The sequence below is a fragment of the Paenibacillus sp. FSL R7-0210 genome (assembly GCF_038009085.1).
GTDB lineage: Bacteria > Bacillota > Bacilli > Paenibacillales > Paenibacillaceae > Paenibacillus_AQ > Paenibacillus_AQ silagei.
Window position 1 is genome coordinate 5,001,058 of sequence record NZ_JBBPAR010000001.1, and the last position, 21,549, is coordinate 5,022,606.

18 protein-coding genes and 3 tRNA genes are annotated in these 21,549 nt (G+C 47.3%); 1 reads left to right on the forward strand and 20 read right to left on the reverse strand.

Annotated elements, in window-relative coordinates:
• Positions 1 to 59: 59 nt before the first annotated feature.
• The 3 genes from MKY64_RS21115 to MKY64_RS21125 all read right to left on the reverse strand — a co-directional run bounded on the left by MKY64_RS21115 (position 60) and on the right by MKY64_RS21125 (position 4,212).
• Positions 60 to 3,179, reverse strand: a complete 3,120-nt coding sequence (locus MKY64_RS21115) for a tetratricopeptide repeat protein (protein WP_340955503.1) — start codon at positions 3,177 to 3,179, stop codon at positions 60 to 62.
• 489 nt (positions 3,180 to 3,668) lie between these two features.
• Positions 3,669 to 3,751: transfer RNA gene (locus MKY64_RS21120), tRNA-Leu, on the reverse strand.
• An 83-nt stretch (positions 3,752 to 3,834) separates the two neighbouring features.
• Complete coding sequence (locus tag MKY64_RS21125) at positions 3,835 to 4,212, reverse strand: helix-turn-helix domain-containing protein (protein ID WP_036727506.1); 378 nt, start codon at positions 4,210 to 4,212, stop codon at positions 3,835 to 3,837.
• A gap of 146 nt (positions 4,213 to 4,358) precedes the next feature.
• Here MKY64_RS21125 and MKY64_RS21130 point away from each other — a divergent pair, with 146 nt between their 5' ends.
• A complete protein-coding gene (locus tag MKY64_RS21130; RefSeq protein ID WP_036697411.1) occupies positions 4,359 to 4,556 on the forward strand; it encodes a hypothetical protein in 198 nt (65 codons plus the stop codon).
• A gap of 217 nt (positions 4,557 to 4,773) precedes the next feature.
• On the opposite strand, the gene MKY64_RS21135 is transcribed toward MKY64_RS21130, so the two are convergent.
• The 17 genes from MKY64_RS21135 to MKY64_RS21215 all read right to left on the reverse strand — a co-directional run bounded on the left by MKY64_RS21135 (position 4,774) and on the right by MKY64_RS21215 (position 21,543).
• Entirely contained in the window at positions 4,774 to 5,586 is an 813-nt protein-coding gene (locus tag MKY64_RS21135; protein ID WP_076082389.1) for a carbohydrate ABC transporter permease, read from the reverse strand.
• Positions 5,583 to 6,512, reverse strand: a complete 930-nt coding sequence (locus MKY64_RS21140) for a carbohydrate ABC transporter permease (RefSeq protein ID WP_340955506.1) — start codon at positions 6,510 to 6,512, stop codon at positions 5,583 to 5,585. The genes MKY64_RS21135 and MKY64_RS21140 overlap by 4 nt, the downstream gene beginning before the upstream one ends.
• Before the next feature lie 2 nt (positions 6,513 to 6,514).
• On the reverse strand, positions 6,515 to 7,861 hold the full coding sequence (locus MKY64_RS21145) for an ABC transporter substrate-binding protein (protein WP_339313059.1): 1,347 nt from the start codon (positions 7,859 to 7,861) through the stop codon (positions 6,515 to 6,517).
• Positions 7,862 to 8,004: 143 nt separating this feature from the next.
• A complete protein-coding gene (locus MKY64_RS21150) occupies positions 8,005 to 9,735 on the reverse strand; it encodes a cache domain-containing sensor histidine kinase (RefSeq protein ID WP_339313058.1) in 1,731 nt (576 codons plus the stop codon).
• Between the two features lie 2 nt (positions 9,736 to 9,737).
• On the reverse strand, positions 9,738 to 11,282 hold the full coding sequence (locus MKY64_RS21155) for a response regulator (protein WP_339254207.1): 1,545 nt from the start codon (positions 11,280 to 11,282) through the stop codon (positions 9,738 to 9,740).
• 140 nt (positions 11,283 to 11,422) lie between these two features.
• Entirely contained in the window at positions 11,423 to 11,695 is a 273-nt protein-coding gene (locus MKY64_RS21160; RefSeq protein ID WP_339313057.1) for a hypothetical protein, read from the reverse strand.
• 58 nt (positions 11,696 to 11,753) lie between these two features.
• Positions 11,754 to 12,296, reverse strand: coding sequence for a GNAT family N-acetyltransferase (locus tag MKY64_RS21165; RefSeq protein ID WP_340955509.1), 543 nt, complete (start codon positions 12,294 to 12,296; stop codon positions 11,754 to 11,756).
• Between the two features lie 73 nt (positions 12,297 to 12,369).
• Positions 12,370 to 13,263 carry a polysaccharide deacetylase family protein gene (locus tag MKY64_RS21170; protein WP_339313055.1) on the reverse strand — a complete coding sequence of 298 codons (894 nt, stop codon included), beginning with the start codon at positions 13,261 to 13,263 and terminating at the stop codon, positions 12,370 to 12,372.
• 460 nt (positions 13,264 to 13,723) lie between these two features.
• Positions 13,724 to 13,806: transfer RNA gene (locus MKY64_RS21175), tRNA-Leu, on the reverse strand.
• A 4-nt stretch (positions 13,807 to 13,810) separates the two neighbouring features.
• Positions 13,811 to 13,885 (reverse strand) — tRNA-Glu (locus MKY64_RS21180).
• 142 nt (positions 13,886 to 14,027) lie between these two features.
• A complete protein-coding gene (gene ald, locus MKY64_RS21185; protein WP_340955510.1) occupies positions 14,028 to 15,161 on the reverse strand; it encodes an alanine dehydrogenase in 1,134 nt (377 codons plus the stop codon).
• A gap of 241 nt (positions 15,162 to 15,402) precedes the next feature.
• On the reverse strand, positions 15,403 to 16,599 hold the full coding sequence (locus tag MKY64_RS21190) for an ABC transporter substrate-binding protein (RefSeq protein WP_076086759.1): 1,197 nt from the start codon (positions 16,597 to 16,599) through the stop codon (positions 15,403 to 15,405).
• 74 nt (positions 16,600 to 16,673) lie between these two features.
• A complete protein-coding gene (locus MKY64_RS21195; RefSeq protein ID WP_036723349.1) occupies positions 16,674 to 17,375 on the reverse strand; it encodes an ABC transporter ATP-binding protein in 702 nt (233 codons plus the stop codon).
• A gap of 4 nt (positions 17,376 to 17,379) precedes the next feature.
• Complete coding sequence (locus MKY64_RS21200; protein WP_076086757.1) at positions 17,380 to 18,162, reverse strand: ABC transporter ATP-binding protein; 783 nt, start codon at positions 18,160 to 18,162, stop codon at positions 17,380 to 17,382.
• Positions 18,131 to 19,099, reverse strand: a complete 969-nt coding sequence (locus tag MKY64_RS21205) for a branched-chain amino acid ABC transporter permease (protein ID WP_076086737.1) — start codon at positions 19,097 to 19,099, stop codon at positions 18,131 to 18,133. The genes MKY64_RS21200 and MKY64_RS21205 overlap by 32 nt, the downstream gene beginning before the upstream one ends.
• A 12-nt stretch (positions 19,100 to 19,111) precedes the next feature.
• Positions 19,112 to 20,017, reverse strand: coding sequence for a branched-chain amino acid ABC transporter permease (locus MKY64_RS21210; RefSeq protein WP_036723345.1), 906 nt, complete (start codon positions 20,015 to 20,017; stop codon positions 19,112 to 19,114).
• A gap of 443 nt (positions 20,018 to 20,460) precedes the next feature.
• Complete coding sequence (locus MKY64_RS21215; protein ID WP_340955511.1) at positions 20,461 to 21,543, reverse strand: Gfo/Idh/MocA family protein; 1,083 nt, start codon at positions 21,541 to 21,543, stop codon at positions 20,461 to 20,463.
• Positions 21,544 to 21,549: the final 6 nt, after the last annotated feature.

The window sequence follows — 21,549 nt, forward strand, 5'->3', positions numbered from 1 at the left end:
GTAATTGAAACTCACGTACTTCACAACACACAAAAGATGCCATTAGGACAACCGCCCAGTTAGTTTAATATTTTATTTCTGATTATTTCTATCTTTGTTTTTCGGATGTAGCATTCTACATCTTTATAGTATTTTAGAAGAATATACTTTTCTTTTGACTCTAGAATATTCAGTGATCTGCGCACATAACCTTTTCCTTCAATACAAAATTCCTCTAATTGATCTAGATCTATAACACTCTGTTCTTTAAGTTTTTCTATTAACTTCATTTGAATGACTGATAACCTGCAGAGAGCCGGTTCCAGTTCAATGTGATTATGATCTTGATAAAATTGTTCATCAATTTTTAAAGAACGTTTAATCCATTTTTTCCCTTCACTAAGTAAATTTTTTCTTTCTAGAATGTCTCCATATTTCAAAAAAATGATGCCTATATCTGGATGGTCTAACTTGAAATACTTTCTCCTAATTTTGTAAGCCAACCTTAAGTATCGCATAGCCTCTGTATAATTCTTGGTAATATAATAGGCATCTGAAATGTTTTGATAACGATAAGCCAGAGTTGGGTGCTTGTCACCCAAAAATCCTCTATCAATTTCTATAGATTTTTGAAGTATTGAGATTGACCAGCTAAATTTTTTGCGTAGATTGAAAATCACAGATAAGTTATTGTAAGCAAGAGCTGCTGTAGAAGTATTTAATTGATCATTAAACTTTAAAATCTTTAAGACTTTAATGTAATATCTGTGTGCATTCTTAATTTTTAAATAATCACAAATCAAACCATAATTATTGAGAAAATGACATATATCAGTTGAATCATCATGCTCCAGTTGTTCCGCCAATGTCAGTGCTCTTAGTAATTTATCATGTGATTGAACATAATAACCGAGTTCCATCTCTAATCGTCCCAAATTCATTAAAGCTGTAGCGAATATTTTAGTATTTGAAAACTCATTTTGTTCTAAAACCTCTAAAGCTTTCGTATAATAAGTTGATGCTATTTCGTACTTATTTTCACTTTTGTATAAGAACCCCAAATTTATAAAAATCACTGCCGTTGTTTTCTGATTTTCTTCAGCAATTTTAGAAATTCTTCTTAATACAAATTGTAAGATAAATTCCGCTTCTGAATAACGTGCAAATTTAGTGAGATGTTCTCCTGTATTATTTAATAAAATCATGAAGTTTAAGTTGAATTTGCTGTCATCATAATGGTCCATTAATGAATGAATATGACTAATTAATTCAGACTTATTACGGTACTCTAATGGAGCAAGAGCTTTAGTTAGCATTAATTCATTAAACATATCAGTAATCTGCTGATGCCATTCATTCCTATCTTCTTTCGATAAACTCTCTCGAATAGTGGATTGTAACAATCTGTGAATATTTAATGATTTGGAAACCTCATTTAGTTGTATAAGTGAGTATTTTTGAAGTGAAAGACGGACATCTTCAAATAATAACTCATCCTGAAATACAAGATTAAGTTTAGATATACTGTTCATTCCATTGAACCAATTTAGAGAAATATTATCAGACGATAAAAACGACAGAAGTATTAGAAAATCAATGCTTTCTGGTTGACTGGTTTTCAATTCTTGGAGAATGATATCTATTAAAGTCTCAAAACTTTTTTGGGTGGGATTAGAAATTCCAATTCTTTTTTTCAAATCTGTAGGTCGGTTTAACAACAGGTTATAGACTTCTTTGTATGTTCGCTTTGTATTATGAATATAAGCACTAACATGTTCTATAGATAACGGCAACCGACCAAAATAATCTGTAATTTTTATCGCATATTCATCTAACATACAACCTGATAATTGACTGAGAAGTTCCAGTGATTCATTATGGGTTAGTGAATCTAAGATTAGAGAGAGATCTTTATTCCCAAATAGTTCATTTTGGCTCGTGAAAATGACATGACCTTGTTTCATACTCGGAACAAGCATATCAACAAATTCTAATCCCTTTAAATTGTCAAATATAAACAAATAATTTTGGTTTTGTTCCAACCAATTACGAATGTTTCCAATGAGGATATCTTTATCGATATCATTAGATGATTCTTCTGAAACTTCGTTCCAAAAAGCATACAAATCTCTAATTGCTGTATGCTCTGTTTCTGATCCAACCCAACATATGACTTGATAATTCTTCTTGAACGTCAGTAGATATTGTACGGCTAATTGTGTTTTTCCAATTCCAGACATCCCTGTTATGTAGGCTAAACCTTTCGTAAGTAGTTTGTTTCGAATATCGTTTATCTCAATATTACGCCCATGAAAATAGGGAGCGATTTTAAAAATATGGTTCACAATTGTGGGACTAAATGACCCTTTATTAGTATTACTGGTTCCAATATCAAGAGTATTTAAGTGCCAGCTCAAAATTTTCTCTTTAACGTGAATATAGGTTGGATGCTCATAACTAGTTGCTTCGAGGATACCACTATGGCTACCTCCAAGCGAAGTTCCTAAGGAACAGTCTTCCAAAAAATGAGGAATTGCGCTTCTTTTATCGACCACTTGATCAATATCTCCAGATGCAAAGGAGCATATTGGCTCTAATATTGATTTGAATTTTACTCCAAGTCTACTTAAATGATCTAAAAATATACTATTAGATGCCAAATCTCCTATCTGGTTGTTAGGATTTATATTTCTAATATACTGATTTAAAACTGCCACAGCAGCTCCATTATACGGAGTTGCTAAACTAACAAACCCCTTTATTGAATGGTTAGTTTTGCGTTCTAATTGTTGAGCTAAGTACCCTAGACCGATTAAACCTCCCATACTATGTCCAATGATATAAATATTATTGTATGATTGAAACCTACTTCGATTTAACTCTCTTTCCAACTGCGACTGCAGTGACTCGAGCGTGGGCAGTTGTCTTTTTTTTCGCACTGTTACTTTATTACCGAAAAAGTTAATTACATTTTTTCTAAAAAATACCGGAAGTAAATTTGATGCAATGTGTGCTGTATCGTAATGCACTAGAGCAACATCAAAAGTGGGAAGCTCTGGATCTTCTAAAAGAAGCTTAACCCAATTAACTTTCTTAGATTTCCAGGTATGTTGAGCAGCTCCTAGACCGTGAATAAGTATGATTAGGTTTTTTGCTTTGCTTTCTTTTCCGAAGTGAATTTCATCAATTTGAAGTCCCAAGTCATTCTCCCTCGCTTTGTTCTTTGTGAACTGAATATAACAAAATAGTTTATTTTAAATATAGAAAAAATACTTTTGAGTTAACACCTATTCTACAGTATCATTGCATTAGCATAAAAAATATTATGACCTATTCAGCTAATTTTAGAATTGCAGTACATTTTGTGCAAGCCTGATGATTAGCTGAGTTATGGGAAAGCAAGATCATTAGCCAAAAAGGTAATCCATTCTATGGGTAAATGTTGCAGCGTAATTAAGCGGTCAAGATCGGCAAACGTTAGTTTTTCACTCCAATGCACCATAAAAACAAACTTATTTCTAATAACACTTCAAAACCTATAACCAAAGATAATAACGCCTCAGTCACCCTCAAAAATATTCCGTCAACAATTCGTCAATGATGTCTCAAAAGTATCATTCAGGTCAACTTTTGTTCAAAAAAAGCCGAAACCCTTGAATGATCAAGGATCTCGGCTTTTATGAAAAATATGCGGTAGAGAGGACTCGAACCTCCACGGGTATACACCCACTACCCCCTCAAGATAGCGTGTCTGCCATTCCACCACTACCGCGCGGTGTATCTAACGTTGAAGCATTGTTTGAGGCCAACATTCAATATTATAAATCGGTTGCGCTCAAAAGTAAAGGTACCAGCTTAAGAATTTTCGCCTTTCGTATCCTGATCCTTGTCCTTATCCTTACGATACTTGGTAAAGGCCAGATATTCCTTAATAAAGTTCTTTTCCTCCGGCAGCAGCTCCTCCGTTTGGCAATTCAATTGCCGCATTTGGCCAAAAAAATAATCCTCGCCGCTTTCCTGAATCGTCTGGGGCTGTTTGCCCAGGATCAGCCAATCTAAGCTTACATGAAAAAATGCAGCAATCTCAATCAGCTTATGTGTGCCAGGCGTAGATTTGCCACGCTTCCAGTCTCCCATATTGCCGGTGCTGATTCCGAGCTGTGCACAGAAGGATTTCTTCGTAATTCCTTGCCGCTTAATCAATAATTCAATACGTTCATAGATGGATTGCATCAGTCAACTGCCTCCCCAAAAAATATAATACGTAAAAACGTTATTTTTTATTGAAAAATGACGTAAAAAAGTATATAATTAACTATTATTATATCTTTACCTATTTTATATCATACCGGCTGGATAGTCGATACGAGGTGAGCAATCTGAACAGCAAACGCCCTATTACTGCCTACGGCTGGGCCATTAAGCAACGTCTGGCAGAACTGCACTTGGATCAGAAGAAATTCTGTGAATTACATGACATCCCACCCTATCGGCTGTCCAACCTGATTCACGGTACGCGCAAGGCAGACAGATACCGCCGTCAAGTAGCTGAATTATTGAATCTGCCGCCATCTTAGTTCCAGTTGGAGCAGCAGTTCTCCATGTGTGGGCCGACCGGCATTATTCTTCTTGTAGCTACTGTTATTCTACCTTATCCTGGCAAAATCCTTCTTTTCCCGCGCACTCTGTTAATACACAAAAAAACCTCTCCGGTGAAATGGCTGAGCGTACTCCATTTCACCACAAGAGAGGTTTTTTTCCTGTTATTTCCGGTTGATTACCTATTCATTGTGTTCAACCTTTGACCGCTCCGCCGGTAAGTCCTCTGACCAGGGTCTTGGAGCCGAACAGGAAGAGAATAATCAGCGGCAGCGTACCGAGGGTCAGACCCAAGATACTAGCTGAATAATCCGTGCGGAAGACGGTGGACAGATTGGCAATGCCCAGCGGCAGCGTGTACAACTCCGGCTTGTTGATTGTGACCAGCGGCAGCAGATAGCCGTTCCAGGACCCGAGGAAGGAGATCAGCCCCAGGGTGCTGATGGCCGGCATGAGGAACGGAACAACAATTCTTGTGAGAATAGCCGGTTCCGAGCAGCCGTCGATCCGCGCGCTCTCAATAACCTCTGTCGGGACGGAGGAGCGGATGAACTGGGTCATGAAGAATACGCCGAAGGCATTATTCAGTCCGGCCAGAATCAACGGCGCATGGGTGTTATTCAGGTGGAACCACTTCATCTCCATGACATAAGCAATTAGGCCCAGGTGTCCCGGAATCATCATCGTCAGCAGAATGAAGCCGTACAGCGCATTTTTACCCTTGAATTCATATTTGGCAAAAGCAAACCCGGTAATTGAGGCCACCCCAACCGTCACCAGGGTGAACAATACAGCAACATAGAAGCTGTTCCAGTAATTCCGCAGGAAGCTGGCAGACATGATCGTCTGCAGATTCTCCAGCAGATAGCCGCTGGGCAGAATCGGAAGCTGCTTGAACAGGTCCTCGGAATAGTAGGTTCCCATCACAATCATCATATAGAACGGGAACAGGAACGCGATAGCGATCAGGCTAAGCAGCAATACAGTAAAGAATTTCTTCGCTCTCATTTGTCGTCACCGCCCCTGTTGATCCATTTCATGCCAACTACTGAGAACAAGGCGATGAACAGGAAGGTGCCGTAAGCGATCGCTGCCCCTTTGCCGTACTTGAATGCACTGCCGTTGAAGGAAGCATCGAACATGTACCAGATCGGTGTGAAGGTAGAGCCGTCAGGCCCTCCTACCATGCTGGAGCCGGAAGCCCAGCCGCTGAACAGCAGCATCGGTTCTTCCACCAGCTGCAGGCCGCTGATAATGGAGGTAATAATCAGGAACAGGTTGATCGGCTTCAGCAGCGGAATCGTAATGCGCGTGAACACATCTTTGGAAGAGGCTCCGTCAATGACTGCTGCCTCGTAGATAGAAGTATCAATACTGGCCATCCCCGCCGTGTAGAACATGACGAAATACCCAAGATTTTTCCAGAAGACCATCAGAATGACTACCCAGCGGGAGGAACTGGCCGAGCCCAGCCAATTAATCTTCTCCTGAATAATGCCCAGCTCCATCAGCATATTATTGAAGAACCCGCCCTGCCAATCGAACAACAGGGAGAAGATAATCCCGACAGCGACCGGAGTTGTCATATAGGCACTGAATACGCTAAGGCGGAAAAAGGTTTTGCGGCGGATCAGCTTGCTTTCGATAAGGCTGGCTACCAGCATTCCCATAAGGACAAGGGCCGGAAGGTATACCGCCATGAAGATCATGACATTGAGCAGGGATTTCCAGAAGAAGGCATCATGGAAAAATAACTGCGTGTAATTGCTGAATCCGATGAAATTGCGGTTGCCGTACAAATCCCAGTCGGTAAGACTGATATATAGAGTGAAGAGAATTGGAAACAAGCTCAGTACGGCGTAGGATAAGAAATAAGGCGTGATGAACAGGTACGGCCATTTATTTTTGCTGCTGATTCCTTTAGATTTCTGCATCGTTATTCAAAAGTCAGCTCAGGATGATTTTTCTTCAGCTGTTCTTCCCACTTGTCCAGGGCCTGCTTCGCATCGAAGCTGTTATCCTGCGCCATGACCTGAAGCACCAGCTCAGAGGAGCTGTAGATATCCTGATCGTATTTGGTCACTGCTTTGGACTTCATGTTCGGGAACACCTTCTCTACCCAGAACTTTCCAAGATCCTGTCCGCCGAAATATTCATCCGCCCCGGAAGATAGCTTGGAGGTATCCTTGAAGAAGGATTTCAGCGGCAAAATATAATCGGAGACGGCGAAGTTGGCTTCAGCGCCTTCGTCCGTGCCTAACAGCCAGTTGAGATACGCCCAGGCCGCATCTTTATTTTTGCTGTCCTTCCAAATACCGATAGTAGTACCGCCGTATGGATATCCGCCTTCCGGAGGCACCATCAGACCCCAGCGGCCATTACTGGCCTTGTCGTTAGGCTTGATTACGAATTCTGGCGACCAGTTCGCCGACGGATAAAAGATTACGTTGTCCTGCGAATACGAAGCATTCCAGGTGGGTGACCACATTGCCAGCTTGCCCTCTGCGTTATTGTCGCGGATGGACTGCAGCTGAGTGAAGATCCTAAGCAGCTCTTGAGTATTCACCTTGGTTCCGTCTACAACTGCGGTTGTCCCCTGGTTGGAGAGGATGGTATACGCATCCATCAGGCTTCCCAGCATGAATGTCTTACCGCCGCTCTTCTCATAGACTTCTTTGCCCTTGGCAATGAAGGTATCCCAATCAGGGAACATGGCAGTCAATGCATCAGGATCATCTGTCCCGAAGTATTCTTTAGCCAGATCACGCTTGTAAGCCAGTGCTCCAGGCGAGCCGGATTGCTCCAGACCAACAAGCTCTCCCTTGCTGTTCGTCAGCAGCGGAAGCTCGAAGTCGAGCAGATTGGAGGTATCGAAATTGTAGGGCTCTTCGGACAAGCTTTGCAGTACGTTAAGCTCATAGAGAGCGCCGCGGAAGGCCGCTTCTCCCCAGATAATATCCGGCAGACCGGAGCCTGCAGCGATAGAGGTCTGAATTTTTTTCAGATAATCCCCCGCCGAGACTTCAACGAACTCCAGCTTGACATTCGGGAACTTCTCGTTGAACTTGGCTCCGGTGCCCTCGAACCAGGCTTTGTCCCAGCCCCACACGGTTAATTTACCGGAAGCGTTTGCAGGATCGCTTGAGGTGTTCGCAGGGCTTGCGCCGCTGGAGTCCCCGGAAGCGTTGTTGTTTCCATTGCCGCAGCCGGCCAGCACCAAGGTGAAGCATAACGTTAAGACAAGCGCTATAACCGATGCTTTTTTACTGAATAGATTGTGCAAATTAAGATCCCCCTTGCATCTGTTGTGACAGCGGGCGGTTCCTGTAATGTCTTCCGTCCGTCTGTATAGTAGTACTATAAGCTTGAAGGCATCGCCCAACAATTAGACGATCCGATGATTTTGTATAAATAATGATAGTATTCTCACTCCGCCGATGGCGGCCGTGAGGGCAGAAGAACCGATACCCTGGTGCCTCCCTGCTCACTTGAACGGATGACCAGGCGGCCTTCCTGCCCGTACAAATACTCGATTCGTTCCCGGATATTCCACAGTCCAATCTGTTTCATCGCCCCTGAACGAAGTCGCGCCGGCGGCAGGGTTCCATTCGTAATGGCCTGCGCCTTCTCCTGGCTCATCCCGCAGCCGTCATCTCTGACCGAGATCAGCAGCCTTCCGCTGCGCTTACGGATAATGATCTCAATACGGCCTACAGACTCCTTCTCCGCAAATCCATGGAAAATAGCATTTTCCACCAGCGGCTGGATCAGGCTCTTTGGAATATAGTCCCCTTTCGCCTGTTCTTCCACGCTCCAGACTACCTCGAACCGGTCGGCATACCGGTACTTCTGAATGGTAACGAAGTGATTGATAATGTTCATCTCCTGCTCCACCGTGATATACAGACCGGCATCGCCGATATTGACAGCATCATGCAGAATGCCAATGAAGGATTCAACCATCTCTTCAATCGCGGCGTAATTCTTTTTGCGGGCCAGATATACCACGGTGTTCAGGGTATTGTAGATGAAGTGGGGGTTGATCTGGGCGAACAGCAGCTCGGCCGTCATTTTACGCTTCCAGCGCTCCTGCTCCACCTTCTCACTCATCTGCCGCTCAATATCGCCAAGCATCGTCTCAAAACCATTCTTCAGCACAGACAGCTCATCATTGCTGCGGAACGAGAGCTGAACATTATAGTTGCCCATAGACACCTGCTTCATCGCTTTGGTCATCTGCAGAATCGGACGGATAATATTGGAGATAATCGGAAGAAACAGCAGAAAGCACAGCACCAGACACAAGGCGAGGAAGACGGCCCAGTAGCGGACAATATAACCCACCCATTCATAGAAACGTTCATTGGAGGTAAACGTGGAGACGGACCAGTCCGATTTTTCAAAAGCGCTGGCCAGATAATAACCCTTGTCATGCTTAACGACTTGAATGTCCGGGCTGTCTGCGCTCAGCGTGTGGGCAGGCATCTCAGTGGCGGTGCCTTGCTGATAGAGCAATGATTGACCCGGGCCGATCCAGGCTACCTGGTCGAAGGACTGGCCCAAGTACTGGAACAGACTCTCAAAAGCTGCGTAATCAATATTCAAAAGCAGCACTCCGCCATACTGGGGATCAAAACGGATAAAGAAGCTGACAATTTTTTTGCTCTCGGGGTCCTGGATCAGATGGGGGGCTGTGAACCCGCTTTTGGCATTGTTCTTCAAGGCATCCTGATACCAGTCCTCTTGCAGCAGCCGTTCAAAATACGGATCAATATACAGCGAGGACCAGAAAATCTTCCCATCAGAGCGGACGATGGCCGAGCTCTCAAGGTAGTCCCGCAGCACATTAAATTTGGTCAGCTGAGTGACCACATCGCGGTATGCACTAAGCTCGTCATACGTAGAGGAATACTTCAACCTTGCAGCGAACTGCTGAAGCAGCTCATCGTTGACCATATTGGCGGCATATTTCTGCACATCGTCAATCATATGGTTCATCTGATTCGTGGTCTGCTCCAGATGGATGGTATCCTCACGCAGGGCCTGCGCTTCGAGAATCGAAGAGAACTGCTCATACGCCAGGGCACTGATGGCCGTTACCGACAGCGTAACGATCAGAATCACGCTGCCGAGAATTTTATTCTTAATTTTTCGCATAGCTATTCGCTGCCCCTCTGCTGCAGGAAGTCCTTGGGTTGTATGCCCGTTGTTTTTTTGAAAACCTGGCTGAAGTATTGGCTGGTTTTGTACCCTACCTTCTCCGATACCTCGTAGATCTTGTACTCACCAGTCTGCAGGAGCTGCTTCGCCAGCCCGATCCGATATTCCGTCGTATAGTCGAGCAGGGACTGGCCCGTCTCCCGCTTGAAGGTTGTCCGCAGATGGATGCTGCTGATCTGCAGATGGCCTGCGACCGTCTCCAGGGACAGATCGGGATCGGCGTAATTCCCGGCAACATACTCCATCGCTTTGTTCACCCAGCGGGAATACTGCTTCGGACTCTGCGGCTGCTGCAAGCAGTCTTCGAGAATCCGGTACAAGCTGTTAACTACTTGCCGCGCGTCTGTGCCCAGCTCCTGGTCTATGGCGAAGCTTCCGTCCTTGCGGCATGCGCCTCTGATCTCACCCATGACGGCGCGCAAATCTACCAAGTAGGCCTGGGTAGCGATGTGGTCCAGACCGGTCTTCAGCCGTTCCAGCAGGCTGCGTTCGGGAGATAACAGGTATTGTCTGACCTCTTGAGCAATACAGGTAGCTTCCCGAGTAGAAGCAGCTTGCTCCAGCAGAAATACAGCACCTGGCGGCAAAAACACAGAATAATCATAAGCCTGCCTCATCGCCGCATATCGGCGGTCCGGCAATTCTGCGCCATTGCCTGCGGAGAGGATCACTCTGGGAAGGTTCCCCCGATAGTAAGACTCCAGACAGAGCAGAACTTGGGCAGCGAGTTGCCGCAAGCTATAGTGCTGGAGCAGCAGACTGCTGGAAGAGGTTATCTTCAGCAGCACGATGTATCCGCCTTCATCCATCTCTAGAAGTTGAAGCTCCTCCAAGTCCGTTGTCTGACGGCGGATCTCTTCTTCGATATTCTTCCATACGAGGGCCGTGCCACTGCGCGTATTACTCCGGCTGCCGTCCAGCTTCATTGCAGCCTCCAGCTCGAAATACAGCAGTCCGGGCTGACCCTGCTGATAATCTGCGACGAGGCGGTGCAGACGGGATTCCTGATTTCCTGCAGGAGCCTGATACTTGCCTGCCAGCATATCCTTAAGCAGGATATGGAGCGCATGTCCGTGCCCTTCTTCCTCGGCGGCCTCCACTGCCAGACCTTCCTTCAGCAGCTTCAGCTGTTCCAGCAGGCGGTTACGACTAATCTCATGCTTAAGCAGATAATGGGCCGCGCGCAGCTCCAGCGCCTGGCGGGCATAGTCGAAATCCCGGTAAGCAGTCAGAAAGATCAGCCGCGTTCTTGGGGCAAGCTGGACGACATGCCGCCCCAGCTCCAAGCCGTCCATCGGCGACATGGAGATGTCGGTGATGACAATCTGCGGCTGTAATTCCTCGAACATCCGCAGCGCCATGCGCCCGCTGGTCGCCTGGGCGACCACCTGGAAGCCATTCTCCTCCCACGGAACCGAGTGGTACACATGATCTAGTGCAAGCGGCTCATCATCTACGAGCATGACTGAAATTAATGAATTCACTGTAGAAATCCTCCCGTCCCTGTCGAATCCTGATATATATGCAGGTATAACGGAACATGGAAGGGCTGTCAATGGAAATGGATTCCTAAATAAATTGCAGATAGCCCTAGTCTTCCACACAAAAAACTCACCGGCCGGCATTATCCAAGACTGCCGTCCGGTGAGTCGTTAACATCGTAATTTTTATGAAAATATGCTTCTGAACACCACCGGATCAAGTCCTCCCGCTCTTTCTCATGCAGCTTGACCAATTGATTCAGAACGAAGATCCTCTGCACCATATCCTCAGCAAAACGCAGTTGATTCGTGTAGTAATCGATTTCCCTTTGATAGGCCGAGTACTCTCCGTTGTTATGAGCAGAATAAGCTTTTAACAATTGAAGGTGAAGATCATAGATCTCAGAGTAATTCATTACCGTAGACTACCTCCCAATAAGGCGTTTACTAGTATTGTCTCCAAGATTGATAGGATTATACGATAGAACTCCACTCTTCATTTAGAATTGCATACTGGTACGCATCATGCCATACAGGCTGCCCGTCATCTGTTCTTTTGAAAAAGGCTTTTTTCTTGAAATGCCCTTCACGGCGCATATTCAATCGCTCCAGCAATCTCCAGGAAGACGCGTTCTCAGGATTACACATAGCCACCACCCGATGAATTCCTAATTCTTCAAACCCGTATTCTAAAACTCTTTGGCAAGCCTCAGTGGCATAGCCTTTTCCATAAAAATCAGGGTTGAAGATGTAACCTATCATCCATGTTTTAAATTCAGCAGGCTCTTGTTGCCCAAAATAAACATGACCGATCATTTTATTGGTCTCCTTCAAGCTAACTGCCCAGAAACAATCTCCTTCCGCACGTTCCCTGGCCATATTCTTGCATTCCTCTTCACCGCTTACACCGCCCGGCTCGTATTTCAGCACCTGCTCCAATGACAAATACTCGTGTAAATCGCTCCAGTCGTTTTCTGAAAATCCACGAACAATTAGCCTTTCCGTTTCCAGTAACATAGGATCTCCCTTTCATTCATCTTCGTTTCTCCATTCTAAAGGTTTCAGGTAATTGTCACCAGCTAGAGCGTGATCAAGTTAGAATTCTTTGGAAATCACGTATTTCTTTCCATGAGATTAAATTAATATTCTCTTTATTAAGCACTTTCTTAATATCTGGGTCTATTAGTAATAGATACTCAATCCCACGCTCAAAATAACAATTCGTTACAGACTTCAATTCTTCAGTTATTTTCGATGGATGTATAGTTAATTGTGTTATACCGGGCTTAATATTTTTTAATAGCGTGAGCAACTGTCTCTTCATTTCCTCATATTCCACGGGCTTACAGCAGTACGGCAAAGAAATTATATCATCAATAAACAAAATCCCACGTTTTCTTCCTGAATTAATTCTAATGCGAAAAGTTTCTTTTTGCTTGTTATTAAAAAATGGTTGTTCAATTATTCTTGTTGGTAAGTTAAAGGGGAGACGATATTTCTCGCAAAGATCAAAGGTTATTTCTAAAAAATCATTGCCCGCATATAAACCCATAATGCTACCACCATGACTGTCAAGATGAGTTGGGTCAATTCCTAACATAGTTGCACTTTGTATTTGAGCCTCTAATTCAATTCTAACTTCTTCATCATCAGCATTTTCCTCTATATACGAAATGTCATTATGGAATTTACCATTCTTATTGATTAGACTTTTCAATGGCCTTTCTTGAAATACTGGACTATATGAATGATGCTCACCGCTTGTTAAGGTAAGATGAATCCCGATATTTTCTAGAATGTTTTGATTACTAAACTTAAGGGCTTCCCGCGCTGCTGGACAGGGAAACATTATAGATGTTGAGGTTATAGCTTGTTGTTCAAATAGACTAACAATCGCTTCATTAGTTCCCTTAGTTATTCCGAAATCATCAGCATTAATAATTAATAAACGGTCATCTGAAGAAAAGCCTAATTTGCTTATCATAAAGATCTCCACCTCGACTAGTTTTGTGATCATAAAAGAAAAACAGTAGGGATACAAAACACATTGTCATGTGCGTATCGCTACTGTTTAGTTTCAAAAAAACTAAATACAAATTAACCCTAACGGGTGAATGATGCTGATGCCTTCCCTCACCGGCCGCTTGTATAGAGAATTGTTGCACTTCTTGCAAGATTCATCTATACCGATTACTCAATGAAGTACAATGTTGCATGATTTGCACAAATTTCGGTGGTTAGATCAAGTTAGCGCTGGATTTGTTGTATTTTGTGCAGGATTTCAGCATAGACCGCCCTCTATGGAGCAGTATTGTTGCATTTCTTGCATCATTCCTCAATCAATGTTACTGGCTGTGGGGCATGAACCCCTTCCCCCGGCGTAGCAGCCAACACAAAAAAGCAAAGACCCTTGGATAACCAAAGGTCTCTGCTCATTCCTAGTATGCGGTAGAGAGGACTCGAACCTCCACGGGTATACACCCACTACCCCCTCAAGATAGCGTGTCTGCCATTCCACCACTACCGCATATTGGTGACTCGTATGGGATTCGAACCCATGTTACCTCCGTGAAAGGGAGGTGTCTTAACCCCTTGACCAACGAGCCAAATTTAAAGTTTTTCTTTGTGACAACAAAAATGAGTATATCAAACGTCGGCGGATTTGACAAGCCTTTTTTTGAAGGTCGCATTTCCCGGAAAATACGGGGAGAACCGCAGTGTGCAGCCTCTGCTTCTCCCCTCTTAAGATCAGCTATCCCCGCCCGCAGCCAGCACCTGGATTCCATCCGTATATTCATACCCCAGACTCCCGGCCACCGCAGCATTGGTCACCTGTCCAGCTACCACATTCAGGCCGCGCGCAAGCGCCGCATTCTTCACCACAGCCGCGTGGATGCCCAGATTGGCAATCTGCAGCGCGTAAGGAATCGTCACGTTGGTTAGCGCCAGGGTCGAGGTCCGGGCGACCGCTCCAGGCATGTTGGCTACGGCGTAATGGACCACGCCATGCTTCACATACGTCGGGTTCTCATGCGTGGTGATCCGGTCAATGGTCTCAATCGACCCGCCCTGATCAATCGCAACGTCCACAATTACAGAGCCCTCTTCCATCTGCTGCACCATATACTCTTTGACCAGCTTGGGGGCACGGGCACCGGGAATCAGCACCGCTCCGATCAGCAGATCCGCCCGGCGCACAGCCTGCTCCAGATGATAGGAATCCGACATCACGGTCACCAGCCGTCCGCCAAAAATATCGTCCAGCGCGCGCAGGCGGCCCGCATTCAGATCCAGCACGGTGACACGTGCCCCCATGCCCAGCGCGATCTTCGCCGCATTGGTGCCGACAATTCCGCCACCGACAATGACGACCTCTCCCGGCTGCACGCCAGGCACACCGCCCAGCAGAACGCCCTTGCCGCCATGCGGCTTCTCCAGCAGGCCGGCGCCGATCTGCACCGCCATCCGTCCGGCGACCTCACTCATCGGAATCAGCAGCGGCAGCGAGCCGTCTTCAAGCTGAATCGTCTCATAGCCCACAGCGGTCACACCGCTATCCACCAGTGCTTTGGTCAGCTCTGCTTCAGGTGCCAAGTGCAGATAGGTGAAGAGGATCAGCCCTTTGCGGAAATAACCGTACTCCTCCGGTAGTGGCTCCTTCACTTTGATAATCATCTCCGCCTTGCTCCAGACCTCAGCGGCCGTATCCAGAGTCACAGCGCCTTTATCCGAATATTCCTTGTCGCTGAAACCGCTGCCTATGCCGGCAGAAGCTTGAATATACACATCATGACCTGCCTTCCGGAGCGCTTCCACCCCGGCCGGGGTGATGGCGACGCGGTTCTCGTTATTCTTGATTTCTGCGGGTACGCCAATAATCATGCCGATTCCCCCTCAAAGTTGTGTTAGCATAGTCTTCCTTGATATCTCACTGCCACAACTCGCTTCGGAAGCATCTGCTTAGTTGTGTAAGTATAGTCAACATTCTATCCCTGTGAGATGCGAAAAGAAAGGCTCCCATTCGGGGCCTTCCTCTTCACGGTTAAGGTGAGGCAAGAGGCTCCCTGGCCTCCTGCGGACCGGCTCCCTGTTCCCTTCACCTCAGTATATGCAATTTCGCTGCTTAAGGATTAACCTTGGTCTCAAAGGTTTGCTTCCCGTCCACGAATTTCAGCACAACTGCTGCTTTGACCGGGTCATGCTTGTCGTTCAGGGTGATTTTGCCTGTAGCGAGCTGCAGATCCTTAGTCGCTGCCAGCGCTTCTGTAATCTTGGCCGGATCAGCTTCACCCGCACGGGTAATCGCATCAGCCACCAGCTTCAGGGCATCATAGCCCAGGGCTGCCATACCATCGGGAACCGCTCCGCCGTTAGCCGCCTTGTAGGCGTCTACGAAGCTGGTAACTTCAGGAGCTGTATCTTCAGGCGAGTAGTGATTGGACATGAACGTGTTCTCCAGCGCTTTGGCACCGGCGATTTCCGCCAGCTGCGGGGAATCCCAGCCATCGCCGCCGAGGAACGGAACGGTGATGCCCATTTCACGGGCCTGCTTCACAATTTTACCTACTTCTTCATAATAACCAGGCAGGTAGATGACATCCGGGTTCGCTGCTTTGATTCGGGTCAGAACTGCTTTGAAGTCCGAATCCTTCTGCTGGTAGGACTCCTGGCTCAGCACTTCGCCGCCTTTGGCCTTGAAGGTCTCTTCGAAGAACTTCTGCAGACCCTTGGAGTAGTCAGACGAAGTATCGGTATAGATAACAGCCGTCTTAGCCTTCAGGGAATCGAGCGCAAAGTTAGCCATTACCTCACCCTGGAACGGATCGATGAACGCCGCGCGGAACACGAATTCATTCACATTGCCGCTGCGCTCATCCACAGTAACCTTTGGATTGGTAGCCCCTACCGAGACAAGCGGAATCTTTTTCTCCGTAGCTACCGGAACGATCCCCAGCGTGTTGGTCGAAGTGGAGGCGCCGATAATGGTCACGACCTTGTCATTGGTGATCAGCTTCTGTGCCGCCTGGGTAGCTTCTTCAGACTTCGATGCATTGTCGGCTACTACCAGTTCGAGCTTCTTGCCGAGTACACCGCCTGCGGCATTGATCTGGTCCACCGCCAGCTTCGCGCCCTTGGAGGCCGAGTCGCCGAAAGAAGCCTGGCCGCCGGTAAGCTCCAGGTCAGCCCCGATTTTGATCGTGCCTCCGGCACTGTTCCCGCCGCTTGCAGAGTTACCGCTGTTCTCTGTGTTGTTGCCGCAGCCGGATGCTAATACCGCAGTCAATACTGTCGACAAGATAATGGCCCCAATTTTCTTCATAGTTTCTCCCAGCCTCCTAATTATTTAGTTTATATATGTTGTTTCTGTGATGCTGCTGTAGTATGGATAGCCTGCTAGTGCCCGAGATAAGCCATTTTGATCTCATCGGAATCGGCCATTTCCTTGGCATCCCCTTCAAGCACTACCCGGCCTGTCTCCAGGACATAGGCACGGTCGGCGATTTTGAGCGCCTGGTGGGCATTCTGCTCAACCAGCAGTACAGTGGTTCCGGCATCGTTGACTTCCTTGATAATCCGGAAAATATCCTGGACAAGCAGCGGCGCCAGCCCCATCGACGGTTCATCCAGCAGCAGCAGCTTCGGGTGGCCCATAATAGCCCGCCCCATCGCCAGCATCTGCTGCTCCCCGCCGGATAAGGTTCCGGCCTGCTGCTTCTTGCGCTCAAGCAAACGCGGGAAGGTGTTGTACACCTTCTCGAAGTCAGCAGCCAGGCTGCTTCCATCCTGCAGGTAAGCGCCTAATTCGAGATTCTCCTCGACCGACATATTGGCGAATACGCGCCGTCCTTCGGGACAATGGATCAGCCCTTCTTTGACAATCGCCTGAACACTTTGATTCGCTATGGATTTATTCAGGAATTCGATACTTCCTGTCTTGGGCTTCAGCAGCCCCGAGAGCGTCTTAAGCAGTGTAGACTTGCCGGCACCATTGGCACCGATCAAGGTCACGATCTCTCCCTGCTTCACGGTGATGCTGAGCTCCTTCAAGGCATGAATCGCTCCGTAATAGACATTAATCCCTTGTACTGTAAGCATGGCGCTACGCCTCCTGTCCCAAATACGCTTCGATGACCTTCGGATTGTTGCGGATCTCCGCCGGCGTTCCGTCAGCAATCAGGATTCCGCGGTCCAGCACGTAGATGCGGCTGCAGACCCCCATAACAAGTGACATATCATGCTCGATCAACAGAATAGTCAGGTCGAACTCCTCCCGGATCCAGGCGATCAGATTCATCAGGTCACGCGTCTCATTCGGGTTCATCCCGGCGGCCGGCTCATCGAGCAGCAGCAGCTTGGGTCCGGCCGCAAGCGCCCGGGCAATCTCCAGACGCCGCTGATTCCCATAGCTCAGGTTGCTCGCCACCTCCTCACTCTGGTCAGCCAGATTGAAGATTTTGAGAATATCCATCGCCTTCCGGGTAATCTCCTCTTCGCCCTGGAAATGCTTCGGCAGACGTAGCATCGAAGAGAACAACGAGTGCTTCGCATGCTGATGGAAGGCAATCTTGACGTTCTCCAGCACGGTCATAGCCGTAAACAGGCGGATGTTCTGGAACGTACGCGCAGCACCTTTATGATTGATCTTGTAGGGCTTCATCCCGCCGATAGACTCATTGTTCAAAAGAATGCTGCCCGACGATGGCGGGTACACTCCGGTCAACAGGTTGAACAGTGTGGTTTTACCGGCACCGTTGGGTCCGATCAGGCCGATCAGCTCGCCTTTATCAATATGAAGGGATACCTCACTGACCGCCTTCAGTCCGCCGAAGGCCCGGCTGGCCGCTTTCACATCAAGGAGTACCGCTGCTCTCGATTGCGTCATTTGCCTTCGCCTCCTTTTTGCCGAACTTGCCAAATGAGAATTTGCTTACGCCAAGCAGGCCGCTCGGACGGAAAATCATCATCAGAATGAGCACAATCGAGTAGATAATCATGCGCCATTCCGGGAATTCACGTAAGTAGGTGTAGAGCAGGGTAACGAACACCGCACCCACGATAGAACCCGCCGTACTGCCCAGCCCCCCGAGAACTACCATGACGATGATTTCAAAAGACTTCAGGAAGTTGAAGCTGCCCGGCGTAATAACATAGAACGTATGGGCCGACAGGCCGCCCGCCATACCGGCAAACAGTGCACCGATGGTGAAGGCGATGATTTTGTAGCGTGTCGTATTGATCCCCATCGCCTCAGCGGCAATCTCATTCTCGCGAATCGCAATACAGGCCCGGCCGTGAGTGGATCTAATGAAGTTATTAATCAGTACGACTGAGATCAGAGTGAAGAAGAAGAGCATGGTCCAGGTCGTCTTGGCCGGAATACCGCTAAGCCCTGAAGCTCCGCCGACATATTCCGTATTCAGCATAATAATGCGGATAATCTCACCGAAGCCCAGCGTCGCAATAGCCAGATAGTCCCCGTTAAGCCGGAGCGTAGGCATCCCGATCAATACGCCGAACACCGCAGCCAGGAGGCCGCCCGCAAGAATCGCAGGAATGAACGGCACATTGTAGTCAAGGGTAAGGATCGCCGAGGTGTACGCACCCACCGACATGAACCCGGCATGACCAATGGAGAACTGCCCGGTAATCCCGGTAATCAGGTTCAGCGACACGGCCAGCATGATATTAACCCCGATGAGGAGCAGCATAGACTGATTTACATCACTAAGTATTCCTGTTGTTAGAAGAACTTTTACGATTCCATAGAACGCAAGGGCAATAAGAATGCCCAGCCAGAATTTTTTATTTATCTTTGTCACGGCAGCTTCCCCCTACACTTTCTCCCGGACATTCTTGCCGAACAGCCCGGATGGTTTGAAGATAAGGATTAGAATCAGTACCGCAAAGGCTACACCGTCACGCCAGGAGGAGAACCCGAGCGAAGAAATCTCTGTCTCAACCGTTCCCAGCAGTAATCCGCCGACAAGCGCACCCGGTATACTGCCAATTCCTCCAAGCACTGCCGCGACAAAAGCCTTAAGCCCGGGCATTACGCCCATGAGCGGATCAACCGAATTGTACGTCATGCCGAAAATCACGCCCGCCGCAGCGGCCAGCGCCGAACCGATGGCGAAGGTGGCTGAAATGGTGCGGTCTACGTTGATGCCCATCAGCCGCGCCGCTTCTACATCGAAGGATACGGCCCGCATGGCTTTGCCCGTTCGGGTGTACCTGACGATATACTGCAGCACTAGCATAAGAATTATCGTTGTTAGCAGAATCATAATCTGATTGGATTCGACCTGGATGGAAGAACCGAACAGGTGATATTGCTTCTTATCCATAATATCCGGGAAGCCCTTGGCCTGCGGCCCGAGGATCAAGACTCCGGTATATTCGAGCAGGAAGGATACGCCAATCGCAGTAATCAGAGCTGCTATCCGTGTGGACTTACGAAGCGGCTTATACGCCAGACGTTCAATGCTGATACCTAGCAGCGCACTGATCGTCATCGAGATCATCAGCGACAAGAGCAGTACAACGATAGGCGGCAATCCCGCATTCGCCAGGTATTTGGCACTGTACAGACCGATGAACGATCCTACCATGAATACATCGCCATGCGCAAAATTAATCAGCTTGATGATACCGTACACCATTGTGTATCCAAGGGCGATCAGAGCGTAAATGCTGCCTACGGATATCCCGTTTATTAATTGCTGAATGAAGTACTCCATCGCCATCCCCTTCTCCCCATATTCATCTTGTATACCCCTTTCTCTGTGCTGCTTCTCTTTTCTTGGATTATGATGTCATTTATATTAACACAAGGTCAGAGAATCGTCACTAATTTTTGTGGGAATTAATACAAAATTCAATAGTTGGTGTTATATTACATAACATGATATATGTAGGATTCGGTAGGTTATTGTAGGTTTACGAAAAATGCGCAGAAAACAGGAGAAAAACAGAGGATTTTTAAGCAGGAACGTTTTAGAAGTTGTTTCCTTTTCTTATACAATACTTTTTTTCTGCGGAATTAATATAACATTTGTCTCTTTACAGCATCATTCCTTCAATTAATTAAAGGGGTAACGGATTGAACCGGTAAATAAGCCGGCCCTCGATCATCGGAGGTCCGGCTTCTTGTCAGATATAGTCTTGCAAAGGTCGTGTAGCGTTAATCCAAATAGACCGCCTTCCCCGTCTGGGCCGATTCATAGATTGCCTCCAGAATCCGGGAGACCACGTAAGCCTGTTCAGGAGTCACGACCGGATCTTTATCCTGTTCGATCGCTTCGATCCACTTTCTTAATTCGATATCCGTAGATTTCTCTTCTTTGCCTTCATAGAAGGCCACTCCCCCGGCACCAAGCTCAATTTCATTCGTGTATAGCTTGCTATGCTTCTCCCCGTTAATCCGGAGACCGTCCCTCATGTCCGCCCCCGCTTCGGTTCCGCTTAAGCTACACTTAGCTTCATCCACATCCAGCGAATTCAGCGCCCAGCTAGCTTCCAGCGTAATCGTTGCGCCGTTCTCCATCACAATCATCCCGAACGCCGAGTCTTCGACGGTGAATTTTTTCGGGTCCCAGGGTCCCCAGGCGTTGGCAGCGTCTTCTTTTTGGGAGAGCTCGTGGTATTTGGTCCCCAGCACAACCTTCGGTTTGTAGTTGTCCATCATCCAGAGCGTCAGATCCAGCGCATGGGTTCCAATATCGATAAGCGGGCCGCCCCCCTGCTTCTCCTCATCCAGGAATACACCCCAGGTAGGGACCGCTCTGCGCCGGATGGCATGTGCTTTCGCATAATAGATATGGCCGAGCTCGCCAGCTTCACAGACTTTTTTCAGATACAAGCTGTCTTGCCGGAACCGGTTGTCGTACCCAATGGTCAGCTTCTTCCCTGCACGTTTCGCTGCTTCAGCCATACGTTTGGCGTCTGCTGCTGTTTTGGCCATTGGCTTCTCACACATCACATGCTTGCCCGCTTCCAAAGCCGCAATAGATATTTCCGCATGCGCATCATTGGGAGTAAGCACATGAACAATATCAATGGAAGCATCCTTCAATAACTCCTGATAGTCCGTATAGACAGCAGCATCCGCACTGCCGTATTGTTCAGCAGCAGCCTCAGCCCGTTCCTTGATAATATCGCAAAAAGCTACCACTTGAACCTTATCCTGTCTGCTTAAGGCAGGCAAATGCTTCCCGTTCGCAATCCCTCCACAGCCGATCACTCCAACACGATACACTTTGCTCATCGCCAT